Here is a 14,395-nt window from a genome sequence, read left to right on the forward strand (position 1 = left end):
AATAAGAACAGTAGGGAACCTGAGACATGAAGCTCTCCCATTTCTCTATCGACCGGCCGATCTTTGCCTCGGTGTTGTCGATTCTGATTATGATTATCGGTGGCCTGTCGTATTTTTCACTGCCTATCGAACAGTATCCCCAGGTAGCGCCGCCGACTATCCAGGTCACCGCCACCTATCCCGGCGCCAATGCCGAAATAGTGTCGGACACGGTGGCCACACCGATCGAACAGGAAGTCAACGGTGTCGAAAATATGTTGTATATGCTGTCGCAGTCTACCGGCGACGGGCAGATGACGTTGACCATTACCTTTGAGTTGGGCACTGACCTGGACGAGGCGCAGGTGCTGGTGCAGAACCGGGTGGCGATCGCCGAGGCGCGCCTGCCGGAGCCGGTCAGAAGGCTGGGTATCACGACGCGAAAGAACTCACCGGATCTAATGATGGTGATCAATATGTTTTCGCCCGACGGCACCTACGACCAGACCTATATCGGCAACTATGCAGTGTTGCAATTGCGCGACCGACTGCGCCGCATTGAGGGTGTGGGCGACATTCAGTTGTTCGGTGCCAGCGAGTACTCCATGCGTATCTGGCTGGACCCGGATCGCATTCAGTCCCTGGGTCTGAGTGCCGGTGATGTGGTGCAGGCGCTGCGGGCGCAGAATATTCAGGTTGCCAGCGGCAACCTGAACCAGTCGCCGGTGCCGCAGCAAAATGCTTTTGAAATCAGTGTACAGACCCAGGGTCGCCTGATCGACCCGCAGCAGTTCGAAAACGTTATCGTCAAAGCCGACGACACCAGCGTGGTGCGGGTGCGGGATATCGGCCGGGTGGAGCTCGGCTCCCAGGCCTATGTCAACAAGGGCTACCTGGGCACTCAGCCCGCCGTCGCTATGCCGGTGTTTCAGCGGCCCGGCACCAATGCCATCGAAACGGCGCAAACCATTATCGCCACCATGGAAGAGCTGTCGGCGGACTTTCCCCAGGGGCTGGCCTATGAGATCGCCTATAATCCCACCGAGTTCGTGCAGAAATCCATCGATGCCGTGGTGGCCACCCTGATCGAAGCGGTGATACTGGTGGTGCTGGTTATCATTGTGTTTCTGCAAACCTGGCGTGCCGCCATTATTCCTATCCTGGCCATACCGATATCCCTGATCGGCACCTTTGCGGTGATGCAGGCGCTGGGCTTCTCCCTCAATAACCTCACTATGTTCGGCCTGGTGCTGGCGATCGGTATTGTCGTCGATGACGCCATCGTGGTGGTGGAGAATATGGAGCGCAACATGCGCCAGGGGCTGGACGCCCTGACCGCTGCCAGGCGCACTATGACTGAAGTGGGCGGCGCGCTGATATCCATGGGGCTGGTGCTGGTGGCAGTGTTCCTGCCCACCACCTTTCTCGAGGGGATATCCGGCCAGTTCTACCAGCAATTCGGTGTTACTATCGCCGTCGCCACGGTGATATCCGTTTTTACCTCGCTGACCCTGAGTCCGGCGCTGTCGGCAATTCTGTTAAAGGATCACAGCCCCGATGAACACAGCGGCAGGGGCGGCCCGATACAGGCTTTTTTCAATCTGTTCAACGCCATGCTGGATAAACTGGCGAAGAAGTACGGGGATATCATTTGTATCTTCGTCAAAAAGAGCGGTATGGTGGTGCTGGTCTATATCGGCCTGATGTTACTGGCGGCCTGGCAGTTTAGCCGCGTGCCCACCGGTTTTATTCCGCCGCAGGATCAGGGCTATTTTATCGTCAGTATTCAACTGCCGCCGGGTGCTTCGCTGTCGCGCACCGATGCGGTGGTGAAGGAGGCGACCGAGCAGTTGATGGATATGGATGCGGTGATCAACACGGTGGCTTTTACCGGTTTTGCCGGTGCCACATTTACCAACGCCACCAATGCCGCGGCTATCTTTCCGGTGCTGGCAGACTTTGACGAACGGGAAAAACTTGGCCTCGACTATAACGATGTGCTGGCCGAGATGGGTCGTCGCATGGCCGCCATCGAGGAGGCTTTTATCGTTGTCATTCCGCCGCCGCCGGTACGCGGTATGGGCAATGCCGGCGGCTTTCGCATGATGGTGCAAGACCAGCGCGGGCGCGGACTGCGGGCTCTGGAGGAAGCTACCTGGAGTCTCGCCGGTGCCGCCAACCAGGACCCGGCCGTGACCTCCGCCTTTACTTTTTTTGAAACCGGTACACCGCAGTTATACCTGGATATCAACCGCGAGAAGGCTGAACAACTGGGGGTGCCGGTGGCCAATATTTTCGAAGCACTGGAGGTCTATCTCGGCTCGTCGTTTATCAACGACTTTAATTTTCTCGGCCGGACTTTTCGCGTGACCGCCCAGGCCGATGCTCCCTACCGTCTGACCCCGGACGATGCCACCCGCATCCGCGTGCGCAACGAGCGCGGCGACATGGTGCCGATCGGCTCGGTGGCGGTGCCGCAAGACATTGCCGGCCCCTCGCGCGTGCCGCGCTACAACCTGTATCCGGCCGCGGGCCTGCTCGGCAATGCCGCGCCCGGTTACAGCACCGGTGAGGCCCTGGCCGCCATGGAGCGCCTGGCCGACCAGGTGCTGCCCAACGGCATGGGGTTCGAATGGACCGAGATCGCCCTGCAGGAAAAACAGGCCGGCGGCACCGCTGCAATCGCCTTTATACTGGCGGTGGTATTCGTCTACCTGCTGCTGGCAGCGCAGTATGAGAGCTGGACACTGCCGCTGGCGGTGATTCTGATCGTACCCATGTGTTTGCTGTCGGCGATTACCGGAGTGGCGCTGGCGGGTATGGACAACAATATCCTGACGCAAATAGGTTTTGTGGTGCTGGTGGCGTTGGCCAGTAAAAATGCGATCTTGATTGTGGAATTTGCCAAGCAGTTGGAAGACGAGGGACGCGACCGCTGGAACGCCGCCATCGATGCCGCCAAACTGCGCCTGCGGCCGATCCTGATGACCTCCTTTGCCTTTATACTCGGTGTGGTGCCGCTGGTGCTGGCCTCGGGAGCCGGGGCCGAGATGCGCCAGGCTCTGGGCGTTGCGGTGTTCAGCGGGATGCTGGGGGTAACTTTTTTCGGCCTGTTGTTTACGCCGGTATTTTATGTGCTGTGCCGCCAGTTGGCGGCACTCACCACCCGGACCCCCAGCAGACCCCTGGCCGCCGATGGCGCCTGATCTTTTTTACGGTAGCGCCGGCAATTGCCGAGAATTGATTGCGGGGATTATCTGTAATAGTGTGGCATCTGGAATCTCGAGGGGCAGCCATGAAGTTTCACGACGATAGTCATCATTTTGCCACCCTGGCCTACCACAGTGCGCAGGAGCTGGATGTGGCCGCGACCTGCAGCCAGACGATACTGGATGCGGTGGCGGCCTGGCAACAGCGTGCCGATGCGCACAGTGCGGGGGTGGAGTTTTTTACCCTGGATCGGTGCCGCAGTTTTAGCATTGACTACCAGGGGCACTCCAGTGGGCATTGGCCCAATGAACGGGACAATCTACTGGGTGAAAGCCTGGTGAGAGAGTTCCTGTTCGATGACGGTATCTGTTCGGTGGAGGAGACGGCAGTCAAGTTGTACAAAGTCAATTACAGCGTGATGGCCGGAGAGTATGGAAACGAGTATTTGCTGGTGTGCCCGTTTTTGACGGCGACGGGCAATATCGGCGGTATTGTCGTCACCTGTGTCAATATGTTGCTGCGGTAGTCTCGGCGGGAACCGGCCATGGCAGACAGGCAACCCATTGGCAAAGCCGAATTGGCGCGACAACTGCGCGAGTTTATTGATCCGCACTACGTGATCGAGGACGCCGAAACCCAGAAGGTCTACGAGTGCGACGGCTTGCCCATGTATTGTGCAACGCCGTTACTGGTGGTGGTGCCGGAGACTGTCGATCAGATACAACAGGCGATGCGAGTCTGTCACCGACACCGGATACCGGTGGTGGCGCGGGGGGCCGGAACCGGATTGAGTGCCGGCGCCATGCCCGTCAGTGACGGTGTTGTATTGTCGCTGGCGCGGTTGACGCGCATTGTCGATATCGATCCCCTGGCGCGCAGCGCCCGGGTGCAGCCGGGCGTGCGCAACCTCGCCATCAGCGAAGCTGCGGCCGAGCACGGGCTGTACTATGCGCCCGATCCCTCCTCGCAGATTGCCTGTACCATCGGCGGCAATGTCGCGGAGAACGCCGGCGGTGTTCACTGTTTGAAATACGGCCTCACGGTACACAATATCCTCAAACTGGAGGTGATTACGGTCGCCGGCGAAAAGGTGACGATCGGCAGCGAGGGTCTGGACACTGCCGGCTGTGATCTGTTGGCGTTGATGATCGGTTCTGAGGGGCTGCTCGGCGTAGTGACGGAGGTTACTGTCAAGCTGCTGCCGGTGCCGCAGCGGGCCCAGGTGGTGATGGCGGCGTTCGACCAGGTGCAGACAGCGGGCGCGGCGGTGGGCGAGGTGATCTCCCGCGGTATAGTGCCGGCTGGTCTGGAGATGATGGACAGCCATGCGATCAAAGCCGCGGAGGCTTTCTGCGGCGCCGGCTATCCGGTCGACGCCAAGGCTTTACTGTTGTGCGAACTCGATGGTACCCGTGAAGAAGTACAGCAGGGCATTGAACAGGTCGAGCACCTGTTTCTGCGCCTCGGTGCCACGGCAACCCGGGTGTCCCACGACGAGGCGGAGCGGGCCCTGTTGTGGAAAGGACGTAAATCGGCTTTTCCCGCCGTGGGTCGGATAGCACCGGATTACTATTGTATGGACGGCACCATTCCGCGCAGCCAGTTGGCCCGCGTGCTGGCGGAGATCGACACCCTGGCCGAACACTATAGTCTGCGGGTGGCCAATGTGTTCCACGCCGGCGACGGTAATCTGCACCCGCTGATTCTGTTCGATGCCAGCGTGCCGGGAGAGTTTGAAAAAACCGAGGAACTGGGCGGCAGGATTCTCGAACTCTGTGTGGCGGTGGGCGGGTGTATTACCGGTGAGCACGGTGTCGGGATCGAAAAAATCCGGCAGATGCACGTGCAGTTTGACGAGGTGGAGCTGGCGCAATTTCGCGCGATAAAGTCTGCCTTCGACGCCGGCGGCACGCTCAATCCCGGCAAAGGCATTCCGGTGCTGAAACGCTGCCAGGAGTATCGCGCCCTCGATGCCCGGGCGTCACTGCGGTGAGTGATAGTAGCGGCCAACTTGTGGAGCAGGTCAAAACGGCTCTGGCGCAGGGCTCGTCGCTCAATATTATCGGGCGTGGCAGCAAAGCGCACTTGGGGCGGACAGCCTCCGGTTCGCCGTTGCACCTGGCTGACCACAGCGGCATTGTGGATTATCAACCGGTGGAGTTGGTGGTGACGGCCCGAGCCGGTACTCCAATCACAGAAATTAACGACGTGCTGGCCGAACACAATCAAATGCTGTCGTTCGAGCCGCCCGATTGCGATGGCGCCGCCAGTATCGGCGGTACCCTGGCCTGTAATCTGTCCGGGCCGGGCCGGCCCTGGGGCGGCTCTGTGCGGGATATGCTACTGGGCATCCGACTGATCAACGGCAGGGGCGAGCACCTGCGTTTCGGTGGCCAGGTCATAAAGAATGTGGCCGGCTACGATGCGTCGCGGCTGCAGGCGGGAGCCATGGGCACGCTTGGCGTGGTGACAGAAGTCAGCTTGAAGGTGATGCCGAAACCGGCGCTGACGCAGACATTGGTACAACAGACCGATGCCGCCGAGGCAATCCTGATCATGAACCGGTTGGCCGGGCGGTCGCAGCCGTTGACCGCTGCCTGTTGGCTGGACGGTAATTTGTACGTGCGCCTGGCGGGCGCGCGCGCGGCTGTCGAGGCGGCCGCGGCTCAGTGGTCCGGTGAGCGGCTCGATGGAGATGGCGGGCGCTTCTGGGAACAGTTGCGGGAGCAGCAGCTCAGCTTTTTTGCCGGTCCGGCACCGCTGTGGCGCTTCTCGTTAAAACCCAGCGCGCCGCACTTTTTGCCGCAGGCCAGTTGGCTGCTCGACTGGGGTGGGGCACAACGTTGGTTACGCGGGGACGGTCTCGACCCTGAGTTTGATCGCGGCGAGTTGGAGGCTGCGGCAGTTGCCGGTGGTGGCCAGGTCAGTCTGTTTCGGGGCGGTGATCGCAGCGGTGAAGTTTTTCATACCCAAACAGAGATGTTGCAGACCATTCACAAACAGGTAAAGGCGGCTTTTGATCCCCGGGGGCTGTTTAATCCGGGCCGGCTGTACAGTTGGCTATAGGTCTTTTTAGTTGGCGATAGAATGTCTGGCCTTGAAACCCCAAGGTGAACCCTTGATCTCGAAAACCAGTCTTTAGCAAAGGCGCTCAACCATGCATGCGAAGTTGCATCACTCACTGGAATCCAAGGCGGCAGCTCGCGAGGCGCAGGCGTTATTGCGAAGCTGCGTGCACTGCGGTTTTTGTACGGCCACCTGTCCGACGTATTTGATGTTGGGCGATGAGCGCGATGGCCCCAGAGGGCGCATTCATCTGATTAAGCAGTTACTGGAGCAGGGCGAAGCTACTGATAAGACACGCCTGCACCTGGATCGGTGTTTGGGATGCAGAAGTTGTGAGACCACCTGTCCCTCGGGCGTGGAGTACGATCGCCTGGCCGGCATCGGTCGCACGCTTATCGAACAACAACAGGCGCGCCCTCCCTGGGAGCGACTACAGCGCTGGGGCTTGCGACAGGTCCTGCCCTTTCGCCATCGCTTTACCGCGCTGTTGCGATTGGGGCAGTGGCTGCGGCCGTTACTGCCGCGGTCGCTGCGGGAGAAGGTGCCGCCCAGAACCACCGTTACTGCCTGGCCGGCGCGCCGTCACCAGCGGGTTATGCTGGCGCTGGCCGGGTGCGTGCAACCGGGGACGACTCCCAATACCAATCGGGCCGCCGCCCGTGTGCTGGACCAGTTGGGCATTTCGTTGATTGAAGTACCCGAGGCGGGTTGCTGCGGTGCCTTGAGCCATCACTTGTCAAAGCCGGTCGAAGGGCTGGATTTTATGCGGCGCAATATCGACGCCTGGTGGCCCGCCGTGGCCGCCGGGGCGGAGGCGATTGTGATGACCGCCTCCGGGTGTGGCAGCACGATTAAGGAGTATGGGCACTTCCTCGAAACAGACCCCGAATATGCCGAGAAAGCCCGTCGTATCAGCGCGCTCACCCAAGATCTGAGTGAGGTGCTGGACGCTCAGGACTTGAGCCGTTTGGCTTTGCGCCCGGGCAGCAAAAAAGTAGCGGTGCACTGCCCTTGTAGTCTGCAACACGGGCAACAGTTGCCCGACAGTATCGGGGCCGTCTTGCGTAAAATCGGGGTAAACCTGGCCCGCACTCGGGATAATCATCTGTGCTGCGGCTCGGCGGGGACCTACTCCATCCTGCAGCCGGCACTCAGTCGCACCCTGTTGGATAATAAAGTGCAGGCGCTGACTCTCGACGATCCTGATTGTATTGCGACCGCGAATGTGGGTTGTCAACTGCACCTGGCATCGCAATCTCCGGTGCCTGTGCGCCATTGGATCGAACTGGTGGAGGAAATGCTTGGGGCGTAAAGGCCCGGGTCTCAACCAGGATATTTAGCCGGCGCCGGCGCCAGATCGAGCAGTGATGCTGTCGCGATGACCACCGCCACCAAAAGTAGGCGCTTTAAGCGAAAGTAAGCGCTTTAAGCGACAGTCGGCGCTTTAGAGGAGTCCCCATAGACGGGTTTATCGAGGGGACGCCTAGCCCGCGCTTCTAAAAGCACTATTTAGTTGTAGAGGCAGGTAGAGTAGTAGAGACAGGCCGATCCATCAGCACTGTTTTCACTTAACAGTCAGTGCCGTTAGTGTCAGTTCCGGTTTTTCTCGTTCTGAGCTTGTTCTGTATGCCGGCTTCCCTCGACCCACTCATCGAGCCATTGCAGAGAAGAACTCAGGCTGTCGTCGGGCCCGCCTTTCTCAAGTTTATCCCCTGGCTCTTCTTGTTCTTCCTGGTCGTCATCGTCAAACGCTTTGTCTTCGTTGTAGATAGCCTTTTCACGATTTGGGCTTTGATCATCGGTATCATTTGCGTCGTACGACACAGCGGAAAAACCGGTGCCGAAAGTATCATCGACGCCAGACGGTACATCTTCGATCTCGTGCGGGGCAGCGTCCGGAGACATGGCCTGGTATAGCTCCCAGTACCGGTCCTGAGATGTTATTGCCACCGTTTTTTGTGCTTGCATATGATTAACCTACCACCATCGGCACATGGCAGTGCCTTCACATTTTGCCCGCAAGTATAAGTGCACAGTTCACAAAATTCTAAAGATATAAGTTTTCCGTGTGTATCGAAATGTAATTGAATGTATTCGCCAAATTATACCGGAGGTACAGCGAAACCAGGGCGATTCGCCCTCGTCAGGGGATTCGATAACGCTGTCGGGGCGCGCTGGCAAAAGGCTTTACAGGGGCGCTATCGGCCCTTTTGGATAGCGGTGTAGAGTAGGCTCATAAGGCTGTTTTCATCGGCGAAAGTGACCTTACCGGTGGTGATTGCTCTAACAGGTCGACACACGACCTCGATCGGATCGGTGGTGTGGATGACGCGGCGGATGGCGGCGGGATAGTCGAAGTTTGCGGACAGGTGTTGCCAGTTGTTGCGCCACGACTGGGTGACGGTTGGATATTGATGACCCCAGCGACCTTCCAGTTCGGCTAGAGCGGCATCGGCGGATTCCCGGTTTTCTGCATCGTGGATTGATGACAGGGCAGCCATAACCGCCTGTTGGTTTTTGTCGGCGACCTGCCTCAGGGAATACCTGATTTGGTGGTTTACGCATAACTGCACATCGGTCTGCGGAAATGTCTGGCTGATGGCGTCGAGAAAGCCGTTGCTGCCGTCGGTGGCGACGACCGATATCAGTATGTCCTGAACGCCACGGGTGTTGAGGTCTCGCAGCAGGGAAAGCCAGAAACCCGCTTCGCTGCCGCTGACTATATATAGGCCCAAGACCTCTTTTTTACCGCTGAGGTTCAAGCCCAGCACGATGCATACCGACTTGGTCGTACAGGTGCCGTTGGTTTTTACCCGGTAGTCGGTGGTGGCGAACCAGACAAAGGGATAGTGGCTCTGTAAAGCCCTTTGTTGCCACTGTTGCAGATCGATAGCCCTCTGCCGGGCGGCGGGGGCGGTGATGGTGTCGTTTGGACGCTCTCGCGCTGGTTGCGGGCTCGGCTGACAGTCTATTTCCGGGGCCATAGCGGCCTCGGCCAGTTCCCGTATTAAGGTATTAAGGACGTTATCCTCACTCGAAGTGCCGCCGCCTTTACTCAAAGCAATCAATGCAATGTCGAAATCAAGTGGTAACGCCATATACTATCCCCCGATGTGCGCGACCTGGGTGGCGCTGTTGCAAAAGAAAAAAGGCGGTTCATTGGGACACCGCCGAGTATGGGCATAGGGGGGCCCTGTGAATCGGTACTGGCTTATTTGCAGCGCTGTTCCCGGAACAGCTCCTCAATAAGCGATTTTACATCCGGCGCCGTTTCTGCAATTAACTCGTTCATCAAGCTGATGGCGTTTACAGGCGTATCCGCTGGCAGTGCGGCGGTATCTGGATGGTCGATAGCGCCCGTCAGTCCTTTGATTGCACTTTTAGTTTGTTTGGTTTGCGACGCGGCAGAGCATCGGGTCGATGACGTGTTTTGATTGTCTTTGCTTTGAGTATTCTCTAACGGAGCTCTCGTTAACGGAACTCTCGTTAATCCGCTTTCTGTTAATTCACTCTGCGCTGATTCATATTTCATTAACCCTTCTTTTTTGTTAGCCGAGCTAACTTGGCCGGCCGAATTGTCTTGTCCAGTCGATCTGTCTTGCCCAGTAGAACTGTCTCGGTTAGTTAACCCCCCGGCCGAGCTTATCGAGCGAGTCATGATCTGCCCCCTTTTTTACGTTATTAATTTAGATGTCGGGCTGAATGGCAACACAATAACCACTTTTCCATCGAACATAAACCGCGGAATAGTAGGTTGTGTTATCTAACCTCATTACCAAGGTTGTATTTGTCTCTATATGTATCTTTGTTGGCGAGGTGTGCCCTCGTGCTAGTGGGCTTTTTTGCAGGACTGCTGTGGGTCACCCCCTGACGGTATTGATCGCGCCTTCCGGAATCAGGTAACCCTTGTTTCGCACAGTCACGACATACTTGGGTGCTTGAGGGGATTCTTCGATGCGTTTTCTCAGTCTGGTTACGATATTGTCTATCGCCCGGTCTTCAGGGTGCCAGTCTTTATCAAACATCTTTCTATAGAGTGCTTCTCTGGAAACCGCTTTTCCCTTTTCGCTGAGCAGGATGTTGACAAAATCGAATTCCGTCGAGCTCAATGAATACTCGATGCCCTCCAGCTTAAGTAATCTCTTATTGGTGTCGAAAATATTTTTTTGTTGCATATCCTGGCCGCCGATTTCCTGGTAACGTCGCAATACGGCGTTGGTTCTGGCAAGCAGCACCCGGGGGTCGAAAGGTTTGCTGATATAGTCATCGGCACCGATCTCCAGACCGCAAACAACATCGATGCTATCGTCCAGCGATGTTAGCAGCACGACAGGTAAGCCTTTGGTCGATTTAATCCATTTGGTCAATTCTATCCCGCTCTCGCCGGGTAGAATGATATCTACGGTGACAAGATCGAAGCTGTTTTTTTCGATTAAATCTTTGGCTTCTGCAGCATTGGATGCTATCGAGCTTTCAATACCGTGTTTTTCAAAAAACAGAGATAATCGATTTAGAATCATCTCATCGTCGTCGACGATTAAATACTTCTTGGCCATCATAATGTTTCACCCCATTAATAAGACGCTAAGGTTGTCTGTCACGGCGATATTTGTTTTTTTTAATAATATTTGAAATATCTATGTTGTATTTATTATTTTGTAAAGCTTTTATGATTCTGTGCTTACCCTCCTTCAGGTCTACTTTTTCCTGGTATAGGTCGATCACTTCAGGCGCGATTTTATGGCCCTTGTTATCTAATACCAGCGCAATTTTCGGCATCATCAGGTGAAAGGCTTTTGTCTCGATAACAATTCCCACTTCCCCTGAATCCAGTTCGACGACGGAGCCAACGGGATAGACGCCCAAAAACCTGATAAAAGACTCGACCAGCCTTTGATCAAATTTGATTCCCATCCATCGATAGAGCACGGACAACGCCTGGGCCGGCGAGTCAGTGTCGCGGTTGTGGGTCAGGCTGGAAACCATGGTGTCATAGGCTTCCACTATAGCGACGATGCGAGCGTTGTAGGGAATCGCTTCTCCCTTCAATTTTCTCGGGTACCCGGTGCCGTTTACACTCTCGTGGTGCGCATTAGCCACGTCAATTGCCGCCCAGAATTTCGGATTGTTAGCCAATATCCGTGGTCCGTGCAGGACGTGCGTTTCAGACTGCCGCCTATCACCCGCTGCTATACAGGCTGTCTTGTCGTATGTATTTGAGCTTGTGTTCAATATCCCCACATCGTGCAGGAGAGCGCCGAGTGCCAGGTTGTGCAGAGACTGGCCGGTAATGCCGAGATACTGACCGAAGCGGGTGCAAAGCACAAGGCAGGAAAGTGCATGATGTCTCAGATGCGGACTTTTTTTCTCCATCCGGGCGAGTAAGTCCAGGGTGTCCGGGTCGGTCAATATGTTTTCTATGCAGGTCCTAACGGGCGTGTTGTCACTTGGGAGCGGGTTGCCAAACTGCGTCTCCTCCAGTAGAGAGTAAGCGACTTCAAGCGTTTGGTTACGTAATTTTTCCATTGCCCATGATTGTCGCAGTCGCTGCAACGTGTGTAGGGTCTTTACTCTTATCCTGTCGTGCAAGGTACGCTTTTTCTTTTTTGTAGCTACGGGAACTGGCCAGAGTATAGATTCCTTAGTTATGAAAAGTTTAAAAAGCATGATCACTTGGCATAATTAAACATTAAAGTAAAAACTAAGTAAAGATTTCGAAAGCATCCGAGGTTTGATTACTAAAACAAGAAAAAATATTGCGTATAGGACAAAAAACTTGGTTCATAGCGAAAATACCTATAAGCAGATACCCGACACAGTATAGGGTCGACAGGCGTTTCCATCTCTCGCTTAGAAACAGTTTTTTCCTTAAATCCTGTCGCCTTTCAGGTACGACGAGGTAGAGCGAATCTGTTGTGGACACCGGAAACACGCGTTTGCTACCTCAAAACTCCGTGTTGCCCAGTATCTGTTAGGTTTGGCTAGGCCTAAGATAAGCATCCCTGCCTGTAAGTAAATTCCGGACCACTCGTCGGTGTGAGTTGTACAAAAAGCGCTCACAAGGAGTTGATCTCCAGCGGTCTATATGCCGCCTAATCGCCTGTTTGCGGACTATTACCCGCCACACATAATTGGCGAATGTATAGTGAAGTGGTCCTTGCAAGTCTATATTTTCGGCTTTATAACATATATATCGGCAATTCGTTGAAATTGGCGACAGAAATTACAAATTGATACATTTTGAAACATTTTCTACCGCCGCTTTGGTGGGATTAGTCCATAAGTCGGCATTCCCGAGAGATAGATAGCCGCCCGATCAATATAACCGGTAAAATTCGCCGGCCACGGCGGGGGGCGTTTTGTGCCGGTAGGTAAGGGTGTGAGGCTGTCTAGCCTGTATAGCAGGCATGGACAGCGGGTGGCGATCTGCCCCGGTGCGTTTTTGGGGACGATCGGGGCCGGCGAGGTGGGAGTGGAGTGTGTTCTTGGTGAACGCGGGTCTTTGGGCAAAAAAACAAGATTTTGAGTTTATGGCAATTTCGCACCAAACAAGGATAAAGACAATCGTATTCACCTGGCTTTCGATTGCCAGTTTGATTCCCGGCATTATCCTGTGTGTATCTTTTCTGGCCGGTTCCTGGGGCCGGTCTGCAGAGAGCTATATAGTCTACCTCTACCCCTTATTGCTTGCTGTTGCGGTTTTTTCCACCGGCTATCTTTTTCTCTGTCTGCTCAAGTCTGAGATAGTCAAGTATTTTTTCGGATTGATCCGGGATTGCGGTGGTGCGGAAAATTACGAGCTTTTTTTGCCCAAGTCCATTGATCAAATTTTACCGGCCGTGGTTTTTCATATCAACAGTCTGGAGCAGGAGAAATACCGGTTATCCGATGAAATAGAGAGGCAAAAAAACGAATACAGGTCGATTCTGGATTCGCAGGCGGAAATTATATTTATCATCAGTGAAGACGGCTTTATTTCTTACCGAAATATTTCCTTTACGTTGTTTTTCGATGACTTTGGCCGCCAGCGAGATGCCGATAGCCTGTGTGATATTTCCGGAAAGATATCGGACTTGTTGCAGGACCTCGAGGCGTTTTTGGCTGAGGCGAGAACCACCGGGGCCAAGCAGGAGTGCACGACGACAGTGTTTTTCGACGGAAAAAAAAGGTTTGTGGGCTGGAAAATCCAACCTATGCAGGAGTACCGCCCTGTCCGGTTCCTGCTGGTCGGCCGAGATGAAACGGAAAATATGATCATCCGGGAGAAAAACCTCAGGCTCGAGCGGATCGCCGTTATTGGTAAAGCGGCGTCGGCCATTTTCCATGAGGTGAATCAGCCGATGTCGGTGATGCAGATTTCCGCCTCGCTGATCGAAGACCTCTGTCGCAACTTTCCGGAGCAGGAGCAGGGGGCGAACACCGATGAGATACTGGCGAATACTAAAATAATCATCGATCAAATAGAGAGAACCAACCAAATAATACGAAATTTGAGGCTTTTACATTCACCCGAGCACCAGAAGATACAGACGGAGCTGTTTAACCCGAATCAGGTGATGTACCGGGTGCATCAGTATTTGGCGCAGGAACTCAGTGGCAACAACATAAGCTTCAGCTACGCGACCAAATCGCCAAATGCCATCATCGATGGAAATACCGTGCTTTTCTCCCAGGTGATCGTCAATATTGTGCAAAACTCCATCCACTCCCTGGCGTCCGATCCTGATCAGACAGACCGGCAGATTGCCGTGTTGTCGGAGGTGGTCGGTGATCAGTACATGATCATTATTACGGATAACGGCCAGGGTATTCCGGAAGCTGACTTGGCGAGAGTCATGGAGCCATTTTTTACCACCAAACCCCCTGATATCGGCTCCGGTATCGGCTTGTCGCTGTGTCAGGACATAGTGACCAAAATGAACGGCAAGCTCGGCATGAGCAATATCGAACCCCATGGCTTGAAAACTGTGATCGTGGTGCCGCTGCCCGGCGCCTGATATTTTTAACGACAACCCTGTTGCGCCAGCGATTACGTCACATTTATACATACTGTGACAAAATACGACATTGTCTTCCCGTTCTGTTGTCATCAAAACCGCTATGATTGTCGCTTATATCCACAGGTTGCTTAATGTAGCGG

At 55.0% G+C, this 14,395-nt stretch carries 11 protein-coding genes; 6 read left to right on the forward strand and 5 right to left on the reverse strand.

The features are described 5' to 3' along the window. Positions 1 to 26 precede the first annotated feature (26 nt). From FKG94_RS00400 to glcF, 5 genes are all read left to right on the forward strand, one after another. Positions 27 to 3,185 carry an efflux RND transporter permease subunit gene (locus FKG94_RS00400; protein WP_142902207.1) on the forward strand — a complete coding sequence of 1,053 codons (3,159 nt, stop codon included), beginning with the start codon at positions 27 to 29 and terminating at the stop codon, positions 3,183 to 3,185. Positions 3,186 to 3,274: 89 nt separating this feature from the next. Next, positions 3,275 to 3,715 (forward strand): hypothetical protein, encoded by a 441-nt coding sequence (locus tag FKG94_RS00405; RefSeq protein WP_142902208.1) that lies wholly within the window; start codon positions 3,275 to 3,277, stop codon positions 3,713 to 3,715. A gap of 18 nt (positions 3,716 to 3,733) precedes the next feature. Continuing rightward, positions 3,734 to 5,182: an FAD-linked oxidase C-terminal domain-containing protein gene (locus tag FKG94_RS00410; RefSeq protein ID WP_142902209.1), complete on the forward strand. Its 1,449-nt coding sequence runs from the start codon at positions 3,734 to 3,736 to the stop codon at positions 5,180 to 5,182. Beyond that, entirely contained in the window at positions 5,179 to 6,255 is a 1,077-nt protein-coding gene (gene glcE / locus FKG94_RS00415; RefSeq protein ID WP_142902210.1) for a glycolate oxidase subunit GlcE, read from the forward strand. The genes FKG94_RS00410 and glcE overlap by 4 nt, the downstream gene beginning before the upstream one ends. A gap of 91 nt (positions 6,256 to 6,346) precedes the next feature. Then, positions 6,347 to 7,567, forward strand: coding sequence for a glycolate oxidase subunit GlcF (glcF, locus tag FKG94_RS00420; protein ID WP_142902211.1), 1,221 nt, complete (start codon positions 6,347 to 6,349; stop codon positions 7,565 to 7,567). A 278-nt stretch (positions 7,568 to 7,845) separates the two neighbouring features. Here the strand turns inward: glcF and FKG94_RS00425 are convergent, their stop codons facing one another. The 5 genes from FKG94_RS00425 to FKG94_RS00445 form a co-directional block, all read right to left on the reverse strand. Continuing rightward, complete coding sequence (locus FKG94_RS00425) at positions 7,846 to 8,223, reverse strand: hypothetical protein (protein ID WP_142902212.1); 378 nt, start codon at positions 8,221 to 8,223, stop codon at positions 7,846 to 7,848. A 230-nt stretch (positions 8,224 to 8,453) separates the two neighbouring features. Next, positions 8,454 to 9,353 (reverse strand): IS256 family transposase, encoded by a 900-nt coding sequence (locus FKG94_RS00430; protein ID WP_142902213.1) that lies wholly within the window; start codon positions 9,351 to 9,353, stop codon positions 8,454 to 8,456. A 113-nt stretch (positions 9,354 to 9,466) separates the two neighbouring features. Continuing rightward, positions 9,467 to 9,787 (reverse strand): hypothetical protein, encoded by a 321-nt coding sequence (locus tag FKG94_RS00435; protein ID WP_142902214.1) that lies wholly within the window; start codon positions 9,785 to 9,787, stop codon positions 9,467 to 9,469. Positions 9,788 to 10,115: 328 nt separating this feature from the next. Beyond that, positions 10,116 to 10,814, reverse strand: coding sequence for a response regulator transcription factor (locus tag FKG94_RS00440; RefSeq protein WP_142902215.1), 699 nt, complete (start codon positions 10,812 to 10,814; stop codon positions 10,116 to 10,118). A 25-nt stretch (positions 10,815 to 10,839) separates the two neighbouring features. After that, complete coding sequence (locus FKG94_RS00445; protein ID WP_179957414.1) at positions 10,840 to 11,781, reverse strand: HD-GYP domain-containing protein; 942 nt, start codon at positions 11,779 to 11,781, stop codon at positions 10,840 to 10,842. A 1,004-nt stretch (positions 11,782 to 12,785) separates the two neighbouring features. Here FKG94_RS00445 and FKG94_RS00450 point away from each other — a divergent pair. Continuing rightward, the gene (locus FKG94_RS00450; RefSeq protein ID WP_179957415.1) at positions 12,786 to 14,252 is read left to right on the forward strand and encodes an ATP-binding protein; all 1,467 of its coding nucleotides are present in this window, start codon (positions 12,786 to 12,788) and stop codon (positions 14,250 to 14,252) included. Positions 14,253 to 14,395: the final 143 nt, after the last annotated feature.

Source organism: Exilibacterium tricleocarpae, assembly GCF_007004655.1.
GTDB classification, from domain to species: domain Bacteria; phylum Pseudomonadota; class Gammaproteobacteria; order Pseudomonadales; family Cellvibrionaceae; genus Exilibacterium; species Exilibacterium tricleocarpae.

Excerpts from the sequence above, each read along its gene's own strand:
- FKG94_RS00400 (WP_142902207.1), top strand. The coding sequence starts at position 27 with ATGAAGCTCTCCCATTTCTCTATCGACCGGCCGATCTTTGCCTCGGTG.
- FKG94_RS00425 (WP_142902212.1), bottom strand. The coding sequence starts at position 8,223 with ATGCAAGCACAAAAAACGGTGGCAATAACATCTCAGGACCGGTACTGG.
- FKG94_RS00410 (WP_142902209.1), top strand. The coding sequence starts at position 3,734 with ATGGCAGACAGGCAACCCATTGGCAAAGCCGAATTGGCGCGACAACTG.
- FKG94_RS00445 (WP_179957414.1), bottom strand. The coding sequence starts at position 11,781 with ATGGAAAAATTACGTAACCAAACGCTTGAAGTCGCTTACTCTCTACTG.
- FKG94_RS00440 (WP_142902215.1), bottom strand. The coding sequence starts at position 10,814 with ATGATGGCCAAGAAGTATTTAATCGTCGACGACGATGAGATGATTCTA.
- FKG94_RS00435 (WP_142902214.1), bottom strand. The coding sequence starts at position 9,787 with ATGAAATATGAATCAGCGCAGAGTGAATTAACAGAAAGCGGATTAACG.
- FKG94_RS00450 (WP_179957415.1), top strand. The coding sequence starts at position 12,786 with ATGGCAATTTCGCACCAAACAAGGATAAAGACAATCGTATTCACCTGG.
- FKG94_RS00430 (WP_142902213.1), bottom strand. The coding sequence starts at position 9,353 with ATGGCGTTACCACTTGATTTCGACATTGCATTGATTGCTTTGAGTAAA.
- FKG94_RS00405 (WP_142902208.1), top strand. The coding sequence starts at position 3,275 with ATGAAGTTTCACGACGATAGTCATCATTTTGCCACCCTGGCCTACCAC.
- glcF (WP_142902211.1), top strand. The coding sequence starts at position 6,347 with ATGCATGCGAAGTTGCATCACTCACTGGAATCCAAGGCGGCAGCTCGC.